Genomic DNA, 16,516 nt, shown 5'->3' with positions numbered 1-16,516 from the left:
TCCGACCCGCCCGCCCCGGGCGTTCAGCCGGTCACTTCCAGCCGGCGTTCCACCACACGAAGTGCGAGTTGAACACCGGGAGGTCGAGGTCCTTGTTGGCGGCGTAGACGTTGTGCGCGTCGCCGAGGCGGGTGAGCGGACGGTACGTCTCGATGTACTCCTGCATCTCGTCGAAGATCAGGGTCGCGTCATCCTGCGTCGGCGCCGCGCGGAAGCGGGCGAGCAGGTCCTGCAGCTCCGGGGTGTCGTAGTAGCCGGCGCGGTTCGGCAGGAAGCCGACGGTCTGCGTCGGGTCGGTGACGGTGCCCTGCGGGATGATCGTGAGGTCCCACTCGTCGCGGCCCTCCTTGTACTTGTCGAAGTACGAGGCCCACTCGAGCGCCTCGAGCTTCACGTCGACCCCGATGCCCTTCAGCTGCTCGGCGACGACCACCGCGGCGTTGTACGCCTCGGTGTAGTCCCGGGTGACGAGGAGGGTGACCGGCTCGCCGGTGTAGCCGCCCTCGGCGAGGAGCGCCTCCGCCTTCGCGGTGTCGGCGGAGTTGAAGTCGGCCTTGCCGACCTCGGTGTCCCAGATCGCCTGCTGCGGCTCGGTCATGTTGTGGTGCACGAGGTCGTAGAGCTCCTCGGAGCCGACCGAGGCGAGCATGATCGGGTCGCGGTCGAGCGCCGTGTTCACCGCCTGGCGGTTGACGACGTTCTCGAAGGGGCCGCCGGGGCGGTCGCTGTAGACGAGGTTGATCGGGCCGATCGTGTAGGTCCCGAGGACGAGGTTCGGGTCCTCCTGGAACTGGGTCAGCCCGTCGAACGGCAGCTCGGGGGTGACGTCGTACTGGCCGGACTGCATGCCCATGGTGCGGGTCGCGGCATCCGGCACGAAGCTGAAGACGACCTCGTTCAGGACGGCGTCCTTCGCCCCGGCGCGACCGCTCGAGGGTGCGTCGACCGACTGGTAGTCGTCCCACTTCTCGATGACGATGCGCTGGTCGGCGTCCCACTCCTTGAGCGTGTACGGGCCGGTGCCGACGATGTCCTGCACGGGCTCGTCGCCGAACTCCTCGATGACCTCCGACGGCATGATCGCCGGGTAGGAGGTGCCGATGTCGGAGAGGTAGAGCAGGTGCAGGAAGCTCGCCGTCGGCACCGTGAGCTTCACGGTGTAGTCGTCGACCTCGGTCCACTCGGAGCCGTCGAAGGCGCCGTCGGCGGCGATCGAGACGCGCGTCCAGCGGTTCATCGAGTCGACGACGTCGGTCGCGGTGAGGTCGGAGCCGTCGTGGAACTTCACCCCCTCGCGGAGCACGAAGGTGTACTCGAGCCCGTCGTCGCTGCGCTCGAACGACTCGGCGAGCATCGGCTGCGGCACGAGGTTCTCGTCGGTGACGACGAGGGTCTCGTAGATCGAGCCGGTGATCTCGCCCATGATCGACTCGGTCGAGATCTGCGGGTCGAGCGTCGACGGCTGCGCGGGCGTCACGACGTTGACGACGTCCTTCGCGGCGTCGCCGCCGTCGCCGGACGCCGCGCAGCCGCTCAGCACGAGCGCGCCGGAGGCGACGACGGCGGAGACGGCGCTTGCGCGGCGCAGGGTGCGCCGGCGGCGGGGGATGCCGGATGCTCCGGTCACGGATGTGGGCATGGTGCGCCTTCCTCTGTGTTCATGGGGACTGCTGTGGTGGTGCGGACTGCGGTGGTGCGGGTGGCGGGGGAGGGGGTGTCTGTGGTCGTCGCGCTCGGCGCCGGGGCGATCGAGACGAGCAGCTCGTCGAAGCCGCCCCCGGCCGTGCGCACGGTGCGCTCGTCGCGGCGGAGCACGGTGCGGTAGCGGGGCGTCGACTCGGCGGTGTCGCCGTGCGCGGCGGGGGCGCCGGAGGCGAGGAGGCGCTGCGCGAGGCGCACGAGGGGGCGCGAGCCGTCGGCGGCCCAGGCATCCGTCTCGGGCGGCGGCGCTGCACCGTCGCCGGGCGCGAGCGGGGCCGGATCCGCGCGCTCGATGCGCCGGGTGCGGAAATCGAGCTCGTCGCCGGGGAGCAACTGGGTCCAGCGCACGCCGTCGACGGCGTCGCCGGAACCGGGGTGCGAGGCCCGGGCATCCGTCGCCTCGCTCTCGGCGACCTCGACGAGATGCACGCCGCGGTCGCCGATCACCCGGCCGCGCCGCGCGGCCCGGTCGTAGACGAGCGCGGTGCGCTCGTCGACCCCCACGACGAGCGGGCGGTCGAGTGCGCGGGCGAGGCGGATGGCCCGGGGCAGGCGGCCCCACTCGGAGAAGTGCGAGTCGAGGAGCGCCTCGGGGAAGAGGCCGAGCCCGCCGGCCGGGAGGGAGCGGAGCCGCTCGTCGTCGGCGTAGCCGGGCTCGGCGCCGAGGCGCCAGCTCTCGTGGACGCCGCCGCCGGAGACCATGCCCGCGCCCTGCTGCACGGCGAGCCCGGCGCTCGTGCCCGCGACGACGCCGCCGCGATCGAGGACCTCGCGGATCGCGGCGAGCACCGCGGTGTCGCGGCGCTCGCCGAAGGGCGGCGCGCCGGCCGACGCGGCCGCGCCGCTGCTGCGGAACAGGGCGAGGACGTAGTGCGTCTGGTCGCCGCCGCCGAGGAAGACGCCGTCGCACGAGCGGACGAGCGCGGCGAGCTCCTCGCGCTCGGCGTTCGCGGCGAGGTAGCGCTGCCCGGGGAAGCGCGGCTCGGCGGCGACCCCGACCGGGATCGGCACGCCCTCGGCGCCGTGCCGGGCGAAGAGTGCCGCGTAGTAGCGGCCGTCGGCCGCGTCGTTCTCGACGCCGGGGTCGTTCGTCGCCTCGGCGTCGGCGGAGGCCGCGGGCTCGGACGCCGTGGTGAGGATCGCGATGCGCGGCGGTCGGCCGGGCGCCGGGCTGGCGCTCGCGGCGAGCTGCACGACCGGCTCGAGGATGCCCCGGTGCTCGTCGAGCGCGCCGCCGATGAGCACGAGGGTGCCGCGGGCTGCGCTGGCGTCGTGGCTGGCGGTCACGGTACTCCTCTCCGAGTACGGGATCGGGCTCCGGCGGGACCGGGGCGGGCGAGCGGGCAAGATGGATTCCGACGGGCCGAGTCGGACTGCGGCCGGAGACGATCGGTGCCGCCGCCCTGCCTCTGCTCCGAGCCGGGATGCGTTGCAAGTATTTCACATCAAGCTAGTTTGTCCAGAACAGAAACGAACATTTCAGCTCGCCGAGCCCCCGGCGCGGCGCGCGGCCGTTGCTAGACTCGCGACGTCCGATGTCGCGGCCGACCGGGGGTCCCCGTCGCCGATCGTGCTCGGCGGCGGAGTGCGTCGCAGATCGAAGGACCCAGATGAAGAGCGATTCCCGTCGACCCGGTCGCGCAGCGGAGGCCGGTCCGCCCGGCGAGGCCGCCGAGGAATCGGTCGCCGCGCGCATCCGCGAACGCATGGGCGACTGCAGTCCGGCCGAGCGCAAGGTCGCCCGCACCCTCCTCGCGGCCTACCCGGTCGCCGGCTTCGAGACGGTCGCCGGGCTCGCCGAGCTCGCCGAGGTCAGCGGGGCCACCGTGGTGCGCTTCGCGACCCGGCTCGGCTATCGCGGCTTCCCCGACTTCCAGCGGGCGCTCCGGCACGAGCTCGAGCAGCGCAGCGCCTCGCCGGCCTCGCTCTACGAGCGGATCGGCGCCGCGGGGGCCACGGCGTCCAGCGACCTGGCCTCGCTCGGCGACGCCCCCGCCGACGACGTCCGCGCGACCTTCGCCGGGCTCTCCGAGCACGACTTCGAGACGACCGTCGCCGCGATCGCGAACCCCAAGAACCGCGTGTGGGTCGCCGGCGGGCGGTACAGCGGCTACCTCGCCGAGTACCTGCAGGCGAGCCTGCAGCAGCTGCGCCCCGCGGTGCAGATGGTGCCGCGGATGGCGAGCCTCCGGGCCGCGACGATGTCGGGCTTCGACGCGAAGGACGTGCTCGTCGTCTTCGACTTCCGGCGCTACGAGGCCGAGACGCGCCGGCTCGTGCAGCACGCGAAGGCGCGGAAGGCCACCGTCGCGCTCGTGACCGACCGCTGGGTCTCGCCGTGCGCCGGCGACGCCGATACGGTGCTGTCGAGCCTCGCCTCCGAGCGCGGGCCGTTCGACTCGGTGGTGCCCGTCATGGCGCTCATCGAGGCGATCTTCGAGGCCGTGCTGACCCGGCTCGGCCCGCCGGCGCGCGAGCGGATGGAGCGCATCGAGCGCACGGTGCAGGAGCTCGAACTCCTGTAGTCGCCTCACCTTCCCCGAGTTGCCCGATTCGCAGGGAATTCGGGCAAGTCGGGTGAGGGGGATCGGAAACGAGCGTTTCGGTTCGTGTATGGTCGTCGTGATCTGCAACGGATGTTGCAGTGCTCGAACGGAGGCCCCGTGCTCGTTGCCGAACTGCTCCGCCGCGCCGAAGCGGCCCAGGGGGCGTACGCCCGTGACCTCGCGGAGCTCGTCGGCATCGACTCCGGCTCGCTCGACCCGGCCGGCGTGAACCGCGTCGGCGACGTCGTCGCCGACCGCCTCGGAACGCTCGGCTTCACCGTCGAGCGGCGCCCCTCCGCCGACCCGCGCTACGGCGACACGATCGTCGGGCGACGGCGCGGCGACGGCGCCGCGCGCGTCCTGCTGTTCGCGCACCTGGACACCGTGTTCGAGCGGGGGGATGCCGCGGCCCGCCCCTTCTCGATCGACGACGCCGGCCACGCGCACGGACCCGGCGTCACCGACGACAAGGCCGGCGTCGTCGCCGCGCTGCACGTCGCGGCCCACCTCATCGCGCTCGGCGCCGAACGCTACGGCGAGCTCGTGCTCGCGTTCACCCCCGACGAGGAGATCGGCTCGCCCGCCGGCGGTCCGGTGCTGCAGGAGCTCGCGCGCGGCGCGGACGCCGCGTTCAGCCTCGAGTGCGCGCGGGAGAACGGCGACCTCGTGATCGCGCGGAAGGGCGTCGTCGACCTCGAGCTCGTCGTGCACGGCGTCGCCGCGCACTCGGGCATCGAGCCCGAGCGCGGCGCCCACGCCGCGCTGGAGGCGGCGCACCTCACGGTCTTCCTCCAGGCGCTCGCCGACCCCGCGCGGCAGCTCAGCGTGAACGTGGGCGTGCTGCGCGCCGGGGAGCGCACGAACGTCGTCCCCGAGCGGGCGACGCTGCACGTCGAGATGCGCGCGACGCGCACCGCCGTCATCGAGGGCGCGCTCGCGGAGCTCCGGGACCGGGCCGACGCGCCTGTCGTCGACGGCACCCGCGTCGAGGTGCGCGTCGTCGACCAGTGCCCGCCGCTCGAGGAGACCGGCGCGGGCCGCGCGCTCGGCGAGCTCGCACTCGACCTCGCCCGCGAGCTCGGCTTCGAGCCGGGGCTCGCCCGCACCGGCGGGGTGTCCGACGCGAACCGGGTCGCCGCGCTCGGCGTGCCGACGCTCGACGGGCTCGGCCCGGTCGGCGGCGGCGACCACAGTCCCGCGGAGTGGCTCGACCTCGGCAGCGTGCCGCAGCGCGTCGCCCTGCTCGCCGCCCTCGTCGACGCGAGCGCCGCCCGCTTCGCTCCCTGAGCCCGTCGAAGGGACTGCGCTTCGACGAACTCGGCGAACCGGCCGGCCATCCTTGACCTCCGCCGCCTCGGCCCGCTAGGGTTCCAAGGCTGCGCGATCGCGCGGCATCCCCGGAGTCTGGAAGCAGGTGGAATCGTGAACGTGTCTCTGCAGCGCACCCTCACGCCCGCCTTCGCCGAGCCCGCGAACACGGGGCGCCAGCAGCGCCCCGAAGCGAAGCTCGAGCAGGCTCTCGAGCCGGCACCCTGACGCCAGCGATCCATCGCCACCGTCACCCCGTGCCGCTTCGAGGCCCGGGGTGATTCCGTCTGCGCGCGACGGTGACCCTCGGGCCCGAGGACTCATCGGAGCGGGGCCCGCCACCAGCGGGCTCCGGGAAAGCAGACAGGAACCACCATCATGGAGAGACTCTCCGACCGGCTCGTCTCGTGGGCGAGCCTGCTCGACGAGCAGACCGTCGCGCAGGCCCGCACCTCGTCGACGATGCCGTTCATCCACCCGCACCTGGCGCTGATGCCCGATGCCCACCTCGGCCTCGGCGCGACGGTCGGCTCGGTCATCCCGACGCTCGGGGCGATCATCCCGGCCGCGGTCGGGGTCGACATCGGCTGCGGCATGATCGCCGTGCGGACGCAGTTCCACGTCTCCGAGCTCCCCGCCGACCGGCGGGAGCTGCGGGAGCAGATCGAGCGGGCCATCCCGCTGTCGGCCGGCAAGTACAACCGCAAGGTCGTCGCGACGGCGCAGCCCCGGATCGCCGAGCTCGAGGAGCTCGCGGAGCGGAGCGGCTTCGACCCGGCCTCCTACGCGGGGAACTGGCGGGAGCAGCTCGGCTCGCTCGGCAGCGGGAACCACTTCATCGAGGTCTCGCTCGACGAGGCCGACCGGGTGTGGCTGTTCCTGCACTCCGGCAGCCGGGGCGTGGGCAACAAGATCGCCCAGCACCACATCGGCGTCGCCCGGCGGCTCGCGAAGCAGTGGTGGATCGCGCTGCCCGACCCCGACCTCGCCTACCTCGTCGAGGGCACGCCCGAGTTCACCAGGTACATCGCCGAGCTCCGGTGGGCGCAGCACTTCGCGCTGCTCAACCGGGAGGAGATGATGGACCGGGTCATCCGGCAGCTCGCCGAGTGGACCGGCGTGCCGGTGGGGGAGCAGGAGCGGATCAACTGCCACCACAACTTCACCGAGAGCGAGGAGCACTTCGGCAAGCGGGTGTGGGTGTCGCGGAAGGGCGCCATCCAGGCCGACGTCGGCAGGCCGGGCCTCATTCCGGGGTCGATGGGTACCGCGTCCTACGTCGTGGTGGGCCTCGGCGACCCGATGTCGCTGAACTCCTCGCCGCACGGCGCGGGGCGGGAGTACTCCCGGTCGCGGGCCAGGAAGACCTTCACGCACGAGCAGCTGCGGGAGGCGATGACGGGCATCGAGTTCCGCGACACGGACGCCTTCATCGACGAGATCCCGCAGGCGTACAAGCCGATCGACCGGGTGATGGCGGATGCCGCGTCGCTCGTCTCGGTGCGGCACACGCTCCGGCAGATCGTGAACGTGAAGGGCGACTGACCGGCCGCGGCGCCGGACTACGGGGACGGCGGCGTCACCGCGATGATGATCGTGGTGACGCCGTCGCTCTCGTTCAGGTACCGGTGCGGCTCCCGCGAGTCGAAGGTGACCGACTCGCCGGCCACGAGGGCGACCCGCTCGCTGCTGAGCTCGACCGTCAGCTCGCCCGAGATGACGTAGGCGCACTCGGTGGAGGCGTGCCCCCAGAGGCGGGGCGAGGTCGCCTGCCCGGGCGGGATCTCGGCGCGGAGCACCTCGAGGTCGCCGCGGCCCGGGGTGAGCCGCTCGTAGGCGAAGCTCGCGTCGGCGACGCCGAGGCTGTGCCGCTCGCCGGGGCGGCTGATGTGGATGGCGGGCGCGTCGGGGTCGCTGAACAGCGTCGCGATGGATGCCTCGAACACCTCGGCGAGCTTGCGCACCGAGCCGAGGCTCGGATCGGCGGCCCCGTTCTCGATCTGGCTCAGCATGCTGACCGACAGTCCCGTCCGCTCCGAGAGCTCGCGGAGGGTGAGGCCCTTGGCCTGGCGCAGGGCCTTCAATCGGTCACCGAGCACGCTGAGTCATCCTTCTTCCTGTGCGGCCCCCATCCGGGTGTGACGGACGGCCGCGTTTTGACATGTGAGTCCGCACGTGTTTAATGTGCTTGAATTCATGGTACCTGGATTGAACATCATCCACACGACACCGGGCACTGATTGGCAGCGAGGCTGAGCGCTCCTCCGACTCCTTCGTCACCGTCGCCGACCGGGGAAAGAAGCACATGAGATCCCTCACAGCCAAGCTCGTGGTGCCCGCCGGCGCCGTCGCGCTCGTCGTCGCACTCGCCGGATGCGCCGGAGGCGCCAACACCTCCAACGCGGGCGACCAGACGCTCACCGTCGACACCTCATTCGTCGTCAAGACACTCGATCCCGGCACAGTGTACGAGCAGACGGGCAACATCGCCGTGCACGCGCTCTACGACACTCTGGTGACCTACGAGGGATCGGACGTCACGACCCTCCAGCCCGAGCTCGCCGAGAAGTGGGAGCAGTCGAGCGACGGCACCACCTGGACCTTCACCCTCCGCGACGACGCGGTGTTCTCCGACGGCGCCGCCGTCACCGCCGAGGACGCCGTCTTCAGCCTCAACCGGCTGAAGAACCTGCAGGGCTCCGCCTCGCAGACCGTGCAGGGCCTCGACTTCGCCGCCGAGGGCGACGACACGGTCGTCGTCACCTCCGCGACGCCGAACCCCGACGTCCCCGTCATCCTCGCGATGCCGGCCGCGAGCGTGCTGAACTCGGCCGAGGCGAAGAAGCTCGGCGCGACCGACGCCGAGGACGCCGCCACGAGCGACCAGGTCGGCACCCAGCTCGACACCGCGAGCCTCGGCAGCGGCCCGTACGTGCTGAAGAGCTACGACCCGAGCACGAAGATCGTGCTCACCGCGAACCCGAAGTACTGGGGCGAGCAGCCGGCCTACAGCCGCGTCGTCATCCAGAACGTCGACGTGCAGAACCAGAAGCTCACGATCTCGAAGGCGAAGGGCGACGAGATCGCCCTTGACCTCTCGGGCCCGCAGGCCGCCGAGCTGTCCGACGACCTCCAGGTCTCCGGCGTCGCCGACACGTCCTACTTCCTGAGCCTCAACCAGGACCCGGCCGTCTCGGCCGTCACCTCGAACCCGGCGTTCGTGAAGGCGCTGCGCCTCACGGTCGACGGCGAGGGCCTCGCGAAGCTCTTCGGCGAGGGGGCGACCCCCGCGGCCGGCCTCGTGCCGCCCGCCTTCGCCGGCGCGCTCGACGAGTCGGAGAACCCGGTGCAGGACATCGACGGCGCGAAGAAGCTGCTCGCCGACGCCGGCCTCGCCGACGTGAAGGTCGCGCTCGTCTACCCGGCGATCACGTACCGCGGCGTCGACCTCGGCACCATCGTCACGAAGGTGCAGCAGGACGCCAAGAAGGCCGGCATCGAGATCGAGCTCACCCCGCAGCCGATCAACGTGTTCCTCCAGTCGCAGTCCGAGGGCAAGAACGAGATCAACTTCTCGCCGAACAGCCTGAACTACCCGGCCTCGTCGTCGCTCGTGAACAACATGGCGCCCGGCGCCTCGACCTCGCTGCGCACGGGCTGGACGCTCGAGCGCGCCGACCAGTCGGCCATCGACGCGAGCAACGCGGTCACCGCTGAGCTCACCCCCGAGGGCCGCAACGAGGCGATGATCGACTGGCAGCACGTCATGAACGAGGTGTCGCCCTACATCGCGCTGGCGAACAACGCCGGCATCGTCGTCGCGACGAGCGATCTGACCGGCGCGGACTACACGCCCGCCGGCTGGACGGTCGACCTCGCGGCGATCGCCGGCAAGTAGCCGAACGGACCGCGGGCGCCCCTGCTCTCTTCCTGTCAGGGGCGCCCGCTTCCCCCGTCGCGCGAGCGACCCCCGTCGCCCCCGCGATCCCGTCGCCCCCGCGACCCGAGACGGAGCCTCGATGCCACCCCTCCTCAAGATGATCGGCAAACGCCTGCTGAGCGCCCTCGTGCTGCTCTGGGGCGTCACGGTCGTGACCTTCCTCCTCGTGAACGTGGTCCCCGGCGACCCCGCCGCGGCGAACCTCTCGCAGCAGGCCTACGACGACCCGGAGATCCGCGCGGCGTTCGAGGCCAAGTGGGGCCTCGACCAGCCGATCTGGGTGCAGTACGTGCGCTACCTCGGCAACATCCTGCAGGGCGACCTCGGCACCTCGCAGCAGACGCATCGCCCGGTCGCCGAGGACCTCGGCCAGTACGTGCCGGCGACGATCGAGATCGCCCTGCCCGCGATGGCCCTCGCGATCGTGATCGCGGTCGGCCTCGGCATGCTCGCCGCGATGCGCAAGAACCGCCCGACCGACACCGGCATCCGCAGCGCCGCCCTCGTCGGCCTCTCCACCCCGCCGTTCTGGCTCGCGCTCGTCGCGCTCTACGTCTTCTTCTACCTGCTCGGCTGGGTGCCGAACGGCGGCCGCCTCAGCAACATCTACGACCCGCCGCCCGCGGTCACCGGCATGTACACGGTCGACGCGGCCGTCGCCGGCCAGTGGGACGTCTTCGGCGACGCGCTCTGGCACCTCGTGCTGCCCGTCGGCATCCTCACCGCGCTCACCGTCTCCGGGCTCCTGCGCTTCGTGCGGTCCGCGATGATCGAGGTGCTGGATGCCGAGTACATCCGCTCGGCGATCGCGAAGGGCCTGCCCCGGCGCATCATCACCTGGCGGCACGTGTTCCGCGCCGGGCTCCTGCCCGTGCTCACCGTGTCGGGCCTCATGCTCGCCTCGCTGCTCGGCGGCGCCGTGCTCGTCGAGCAGGTGCTCTCCTGGCCCGGCCTCGGCCAGTACGCCTACAAGAGCGCCATCTCGCTCGACCTGCAGGCGATCCTCGGCGTGACGCTGTTCATCGCGGTCGTCTACACCCTCATCAACCTCCTCGTCGACGTGCTCTACAGCGTCATCGACCCGAGGATCGGAGCGAAATGACCATCCTGCCCTCCGACCGGGTCGCCGTCTCGCGCGCCTCGCGCTTCCGGCGCGACCGCCTGCGCGTCGGCGGCACCCTCGGCACCGGCTCGTTCTGGCGGCCGCTCACCGTCGTCTCCCTCGGCATCATCGTGCTCTGGTGCCTGCTCGCGGCGTTCGCGCCGTGGGTCGCGCCCTACGACCCGCTCGAGACCGTCGGCGAGAACCTCCAGGCGCCGTCGGGTGCGCACTGGATGGGCACCGACGACCTCGGCCGCGACGTGCTCAGCCGCCTCATCTGGGGTTCGCGCCTCTCGCTGCCGCTCGCGGTCGCCATCGTCGCGTGCTCGCTCCTCGTCGGCGGCATCGTCGGCCTCGCGGCCGGCTACTTCGGCAAGGCCGTCGACAACGTCGCGATGCGGCTCGCCGACCTCGTGCTCGCCTTCCCGCAGATCATCCTCGCGATGGCGGTCGCCGCCGCCTTCGGCCCGAGCGTCGGGAACGCCGTGCTCGCCCTCGTCATCGTGTCGTGGCCGCTCTACGCCCGGATCATCCGGAGCTCGGTGCTGAGCGTGCGCGAGCAGGAGTACGTCGTCTCCGGCCGGATGCTCGGCCTGCCGACGCTCCGCTCGATCGTGAAGGACGTCATCCCGAACAGCGCCGGCCCCGCGCTCGTCATGTCGACGATCGAGCTCGGCAACGCCATCCTGATGCTCGCCGCCCTGTCGTTCCTCGGCCTCGGCCCGCGGCCGCCGGCCGCCGAGTGGGGCGCGATGATCGCGCTCGGCTCGCAGAACCTCGGCAACTGGTGGGTGAGCCTCTTCCCCGGCCTCGCCATCCTCACGATCGTGATGGCCTTCAACCTCCTGGGCGACGCCATCCAGGACCACCTCGACCCCCGGTCGCGGAATGCGAGGACGCGATGACGACGCCCGCCGAACCCCTGCTCTCCATCGAGGGCCTCTCGGTGACCATGCCGACCCCGTCGGGGCCGGTCGAGCTCGTGCACCGCACCGACATCGCGATCGGCGAGGGCGAGATCGTCGGTCTCGCCGGCGAGAGCGGCTCGGGCAAGACGATGACCGCCTCGGCCATCATGGGCATCCTCCCGCCGGGCGCCCGCGCCGGCGGCCGGATCATGTTCGAGGGCCGCGACCTGCTCGCCCTCTCCCGGAAGGAGCTCGACACGGTGCGCGGCAACCGCATCGCGATCGTCTTCCAGGACCCCTCGGCGGCGCTGCACCCGCTGCTCACGATCGGCACGCAGCTCACCGAGCACCTCATCCACCACACGGGGATCACGAAGAAGCAGGCGAACGCCCGCGCGGTCGAGCTCCTCGACCTCGTGCGCATCCGCGACCCGCACCACGCGGTGAAGGCGTACCCGCACCAGTTCTCGGGCGGCATGCGCCAGCGCGCGGCGATCGCGATCGCGCTCGCCTGCGAGCCGCGACTGCTCATCGCCGACGAGCCGACCACCGCGCTCGACGTCACCGTGCAGGCCGGCATCCTGCGCCTCTTCGACCGGCTCGCCCGCGAGACCGGGGTGTCGATGCTCTTCATCACCCACGACCTCGGCGTGATGAACTCGATCGCCGACCGCACCTACGTCTTCAAGGACGGCACCGTCGTGGAGTCCGGCGTCACCACCACGATCCTGAACCACCCGAGCCACGAGTACACGAAGGCGCTCATCGCCTCGCGGGCGCAGTCGCTCGCCGAGGAGCGAGTGCAGCAGGAGGCCCGCGCATGACCGCCACCGTGCTGGAGATCGAGGACGTCGTCGTCACCCACCGCCGCCCCGGCGGCCCGCCGGTGCAGGCCGTCCGCGGCGTCTCGCTGACGGTCGCCCCCGGCCAGGTCGTCGGGCTCGTCGGCGAGTCGGGCTGCGGCAAGTCCTCGCTCGCCCGGGTCGCGTGCGGCATCCACGCGCCGACGTCGGGCACGGTGCGCTTCGAGGGCGCACCGCTTGAGCCGCTCCGGATGCGTCAGCGGCCCGCCGCCGACCGCAAGCTGCAGATGGTGTTCCAGAACCCGTACGCCTCGCTCAGCCCGCGCCGGACGATCGCGAGCCAGCTGCTCGACGGGGCCTCGGAGCCGATCGCCCGCGAGGAGCGCGCCGCGGAGGTCGCGCGGCTCCTGGAGCTCGTCGGCCTCGACGCCGCAGCGGGCAGCCGCTACCCCTCGCAGTTCTCCGGCGGCCAGCGGCAGCGGCTCGCGATCGCCCGTGCCCTCGCGGCGAAGCCGAGCCTCGTCGTCGCCGACGAACCGGTCACCGCCCTCGACGCCTTCTCCTCGGCGCAGATCGTGCGGCTGCTGCAGTCGCTCGTGCGCGAGCTCGGCATGGGCATGCTGTTCATCTCGCACGACCTCTCGCTCGTGCGCGCCATCGCCGACGAGACCGCGGTCATGTACGCGGGCGAGATCGTCGAGCGCGGCCCGAGCGAGCAGCTCTGGGAGCGGCCGACGCACCCCTACACGAAGACCCTCATCGCCGCGATCCCCGAGATCGGGCCCGTCAAGAAGCTGCCGGGCCTCGACGAGGACGCCGCCGAGCCGGCACCGGCAGGCGCCGACGCGACCGCCACGAACGGAGCACCAGCATGACCAGCGCGACCCCCATCCCCACCCTGCTCGTCGGGGCCCGCATCTTCACGGGCGCGGATGCCGAGCTCCTCGACGGCTCGGCCGTGCTCGTCGCCGCGGACGGCCGGATCGAGGCCGTCGGCCCCGAGGCGGAGCTCCGCGCCCTCCCGGCGGCGGCCGGCGCGCGGGAGCTCGACCTCGCCGGGCGCGTGCTGAGCCCGGGCCTCGTGAACATGCACGTGCACCTCGGCCTCGCCCTGCCCGGCACCGCGGGCGCCGCGATCGCGAGCAAGTCCGACCCGGACCTGCTGCTCGTGATGGCCGACGGCGCCAAGCGCACGCTGCAGGCCGGCGTCACGACGACCCGGCTCGTCGGCGAGAGCCGCTACCTCGACTTCGCCCTCCGCCGCGGCATCGACGCGGGCATCGTGCCCGGCCCGCGCATCTTCACCGCCGGCCACGCGCTCTGCTGCACCGGCGGCCACGGCTGGGACTCCGACGCCCTCGAGGGCGACGGGGCCGACGAGCTCCGCCGGCTCGCCCGGCTGCAGATCCGGCACGGCGCCGACCTCATCAAGGTCTGCATCTCCGGCGGCATCGCGGGCGAGCACGAGCAGATCGACACCCCGCAGCTCACCGACGAGGAGATGGCGTCGATCATCCGCGTCGCCCACGACTGGGGCCGCAAGGTCACCGCGCACGTCGGGCCGTCCGAGACGCTGCGCCGCGCGATCGAGCTCGGTCTCGACTGCGTCGAGCACGGCTACGAGCTCACCCGCGAGGTCACCGAGCTGATGGCCGAGCGCGGCGTCTGGTACGTGCCGACCATCACGGTGAGCCGCTGCGAGGAGTTCTTCGACGCGCAGGGCGTGCCGACGTGGATGAAGGAGCGCGCCCTCGGTGCCGGTCCCCGCCACTGGGAGAGCCTGCAGCACGCCATCGCGAGCGGCGTGCCGATCGCGATGGGCACCGACATGCCGCCGGCCGCCGACTTCGACGGCACGACGGCGACCGTGCGCGAGATGGAGTTCATGGTCGAGGCGGGGATGACCGACCTCGACGTGATGCGCTCGGCGACCGGCCACGCGGCGGAGCTGCTGGGCGCGCCCGGCATCGGGGTCATCGAGCCCGGCGCCCACGCCGACTTCATCGCGACCGACGAGGACCCGACGAGCGACGTGTCGGCGCTCCGCGGCATCGACTGGGTCATGAAGGACGGCGTCGTCGTGCGCGACGACCGGGCCGGCGCCCGATGAGCGATCGAGCCACCGTCCGCTCCGTCGCCGACGCGCACCTCGCCGCGCTCGCCGAGCACGAGCCGGCCGCGGCGCAGGCGCTCGGCCGGGACGCCGCCGCGCGCCTCGCGGACTACGGCCCCGAGTGGGCCGAGGAGCGCCGGGCGCTGCTCGATCGCACGGCCGCCGCGCTCCGCGCCCTGCCCGCCGAGGAGCTCGCCGCGGACGTGGCGCTCGCGGCGGCGCTCGGGGAGCGGGCGGCGAGCGAGGCCGAGCTCTTCGACACCGGGTTCACCGCCCGGCTCCTCGCCCCGCTCGCCTCGCCGGTGCAGGAGATCCGCGAGCGCTTCGACGACGTCGTCGTGACCGACGACGAGGACGGCGACGCCGTGATCGAGCGGCTCGCCGCCGTCGAGCCCGCCCTCGTCGAGCTCCGTCGCCGCCTGGAGTGGGCCCGCGACGCCGGCCGGTCCGGCCGGTTCAGCGGCTCCGGGGTCGTGGCGGCGCGTCAGATCGAGGTCGTGGCCGGCCAGATCGAGTCGTGGATCGACCCCGCAGGGCTCGACTACTTCTCCCGCATCGACACCGAGCCGCTGAGCGAGGCGCGGGCCGCGGCGTTCGCGCGGGCCGGCGAACGGGCGACGCGCGCCTACGGCGAGCTCGGCGGATGGCTCCGCGCCGAACTGCTGCCGAGCGCAGCCACCGAGGACGCCGTCGGCGAGGAGGTGTACGCGCAGACCGCGCAGAGCTTCCTCGGCACCCCGCTCGACCTCGACGAGGTGTACGACTACGGCTGGACCGAGCTCGACCGGCTCGTCGCCGAGTCGCGCCGGCTCGCGGGGCTCGTGCTCGGCAGCGGCGACGCCGGCGACGTGCGCGCCGCCGCGCGCCTCCTCGACGCCGACCCGCGCTCCCGGATCGTCGGGCACGACCGCATCGTCGCCTGGCTCGAGGAGCGGCTGGAGGACACCTTCGCCCGCGTGGACGGGGTCGCCTTCGACCTGCCCCCGGCCATCCGCGACGTCGACGTCGTCGTGCCGACCGCCGCGAGCGGCGTCGTCTACTACACGCCCGGCGCGCCCGACGGCTCCGTGCGGAGCAAGATCGTGTGGACCATCCCCGAGGGCGCCGAGGCGATCGGCACCTGGCAGGAGGTCACGAGCTTCCACCACGAGGGCGTGCCCGGTCACCACCTCGAGCACACGATCAACCGCAGCAACGCGGGCCTGCACCCCTGGCAGCGCTACCTCTGCGAGATCCACGGCTACGCCGAGGGCTGGGCGCACTACTCCGAGCAGCTGTCCGACTCGATCGGCCTGCTGCGCGACCCGGGGGAGCAGCTCGGCATGGTGCTCGGCCAGATCTGGCGCGCGGTGCGGATCGTCGTCGACCTCGGCCTGCACACCGGCCGCGAGTTGCGGGCCAACCCGCTCGGCGCGACCGGCCGGTGGACGCCCGAGCTCGGCCGGCGCTTCCTCACCGAGCTCGCGCTCGTCGACCCGCGGACGGCCGGCTTCGAGGTCGACCGCTACCTCGCCTGGCCCGGCCAGGCGCTCGCCTTCAAGGTGGGCGCCAAGCTCTGGACCGAGGCGCGGGCGACGGCCGAGGCATCCGGCATGCCCGCGAAGGACTTCCACCACCGGGCGCTCGCCCTCGGCCCCATGGGCCTGGCGCCGCTCCAGCACCTGCTCACCACCCAGACGACGGAACGACCATGACCTCTGCCCCCGCCCTCGACGACTTCGTCGTCGCCCTCTACCGCGAACTCGGCGATCGCGCCGCCTTCGACGCCCGCCTCGACCCCGCGGTGACCGTCTGGGAGACCCCCTGGCCGACGCTCATGCGCGGCATCGCCGAGCTCGACGAGCTCCGCGGCCCCGCGATCGCTCCCGAGGACCGCGCCGAGCCGCTCCCCGAGGTGCGCCCCGTCGACATCGTGAGCGACGACTTCGGCGACGGCACCGGCCTCGTGCGCTACGTGCTCGAGGTGCGCGACCCGGCCGACGGGCGGCTCCTGGAGCGCGTCCGGGTGACCGACGTGCTCCGGCGCGGCGAGGCGGGCTGGCGCATCGTGCACCACCACGCGCAGGACCTGCCCGCCGACGGCGCGAACTGAGAG

Annotated in this window: 14 protein-coding genes; 11 read left to right on the top strand and 3 right to left on the bottom strand. The window is 72.7% G+C overall.

The genetic code is table 11. The features are described 5' to 3' along the window. Nucleotides 1-31 precede the first annotated feature (31 nt). A complete protein-coding gene (locus ROT00_RS04430; protein WP_404772645.1) occupies nucleotides 32-1,639 on the bottom strand; it encodes an ABC transporter substrate-binding protein in 1,608 nt (535 codons plus the stop codon). Next, nucleotides 1,624-2,988 carry a cyanophycinase gene (locus ROT00_RS04425; protein ID WP_404772643.1) on the bottom strand — a complete coding sequence of 455 codons (1,365 nt, stop codon included), beginning with the start codon at nucleotides 2,986-2,988 and terminating at the stop codon, nucleotides 1,624-1,626. The genes ROT00_RS04430 and ROT00_RS04425 overlap by 16 nt, the downstream gene beginning before the upstream one ends. A 323-nt stretch (nucleotides 2,989-3,311) precedes the next feature. Between ROT00_RS04425 and ROT00_RS04420 the strand changes: the two genes are divergently transcribed. The 3 genes from ROT00_RS04420 to ROT00_RS04410 all read left to right on the top strand — a co-directional run bounded on the left by ROT00_RS04420 (nucleotide 3,312) and on the right by ROT00_RS04410 (nucleotide 7,100). Beyond that, complete coding sequence (locus ROT00_RS04420; RefSeq protein ID WP_404772642.1) at nucleotides 3,312-4,226, top strand: MurR/RpiR family transcriptional regulator; 915 nt, start codon at nucleotides 3,312-3,314, stop codon at nucleotides 4,224-4,226. Nucleotides 4,227-4,364: 138 nt separating this feature from the next. After that, nucleotides 4,365-5,534: a M20 family metallopeptidase gene (locus ROT00_RS04415; protein WP_404772640.1), complete on the top strand. Its 1,170-nt coding sequence runs from the start codon at nucleotides 4,365-4,367 to the stop codon at nucleotides 5,532-5,534. 399 nt (nucleotides 5,535-5,933) lie between these two features. After that, a complete protein-coding gene (locus ROT00_RS04410; RefSeq protein ID WP_404772638.1) occupies nucleotides 5,934-7,100 on the top strand; it encodes an RtcB family protein in 1,167 nt (388 codons plus the stop codon). Between the two features lie 17 nt (nucleotides 7,101-7,117). Here the strand turns inward: ROT00_RS04410 and ROT00_RS04405 are convergent, their stop codons facing one another. Further along, complete coding sequence (locus ROT00_RS04405) at nucleotides 7,118-7,654, bottom strand: cupin domain-containing protein (protein ID WP_404772637.1); 537 nt, start codon at nucleotides 7,652-7,654, stop codon at nucleotides 7,118-7,120. A 206-nt stretch (nucleotides 7,655-7,860) separates the two neighbouring features. Here ROT00_RS04405 and ROT00_RS04400 point away from each other — a divergent pair, with 206 nt between their 5' ends. From ROT00_RS04400 to ROT00_RS04365, 8 genes are all read left to right on the top strand, one after another. Then, on the top strand, nucleotides 7,861-9,453 hold the full coding sequence (locus ROT00_RS04400) for an ABC transporter substrate-binding protein (protein WP_404772636.1): 1,593 nt from the start codon (nucleotides 7,861-7,863) through the stop codon (nucleotides 9,451-9,453). 121 nt (nucleotides 9,454-9,574) lie between these two features. Beyond that, a complete protein-coding gene (locus tag ROT00_RS04395) occupies nucleotides 9,575-10,597 on the top strand; it encodes an ABC transporter permease (RefSeq protein WP_404772635.1) in 1,023 nt (340 codons plus the stop codon). Then, entirely contained in the window at nucleotides 10,594-11,502 is a 909-nt protein-coding gene (locus ROT00_RS04390; protein WP_404772634.1) for an ABC transporter permease, read from the top strand. The genes ROT00_RS04395 and ROT00_RS04390 overlap by 4 nt, the downstream gene beginning before the upstream one ends. Beyond that, on the top strand, nucleotides 11,499-12,329 hold the full coding sequence (locus ROT00_RS04385; protein ID WP_404772632.1) for an ABC transporter ATP-binding protein: 831 nt from the start codon (nucleotides 11,499-11,501) through the stop codon (nucleotides 12,327-12,329). Before ROT00_RS04390 ends, ROT00_RS04385 begins: the two co-directional genes overlap by 4 nt. Beyond that, nucleotides 12,326-13,183: an ABC transporter ATP-binding protein gene (locus tag ROT00_RS04380; protein ID WP_404772630.1), complete on the top strand. Its 858-nt coding sequence runs from the start codon at nucleotides 12,326-12,328 to the stop codon at nucleotides 13,181-13,183. The genes ROT00_RS04385 and ROT00_RS04380 overlap by 4 nt, the downstream gene beginning before the upstream one ends. Next, nucleotides 13,180-14,418: an amidohydrolase family protein gene (locus ROT00_RS04375; protein ID WP_404772629.1), complete on the top strand. Its 1,239-nt coding sequence runs from the start codon at nucleotides 13,180-13,182 to the stop codon at nucleotides 14,416-14,418. Before ROT00_RS04380 ends, ROT00_RS04375 begins: the two co-directional genes overlap by 4 nt. Further along, complete coding sequence (locus tag ROT00_RS04370) at nucleotides 14,415-16,115, top strand: DUF885 domain-containing protein (RefSeq protein ID WP_404772627.1); 1,701 nt, start codon at nucleotides 14,415-14,417, stop codon at nucleotides 16,113-16,115. Before ROT00_RS04375 ends, ROT00_RS04370 begins: the two co-directional genes overlap by 4 nt. Then, complete coding sequence (locus ROT00_RS04365) at nucleotides 16,112-16,513, top strand: YybH family protein (RefSeq protein WP_404772625.1); 402 nt, start codon at nucleotides 16,112-16,114, stop codon at nucleotides 16,511-16,513. Before ROT00_RS04370 ends, ROT00_RS04365 begins: the two co-directional genes overlap by 4 nt. The last annotated feature ends 3 nt before the right edge of the window (nucleotides 16,514-16,516 follow it).

Origin of the sequence: Agromyces mediolanus, assembly GCF_044917495.1 — a bacterium.
Classification (GTDB): domain Bacteria; phylum Actinomycetota; class Actinomycetes; order Actinomycetales; family Microbacteriaceae; genus Agromyces; species Agromyces mediolanus_B.
Note: the sequence above shows the minus strand (reverse complement) of the source record. Positions and strands in the feature narration are given on the sequence as shown.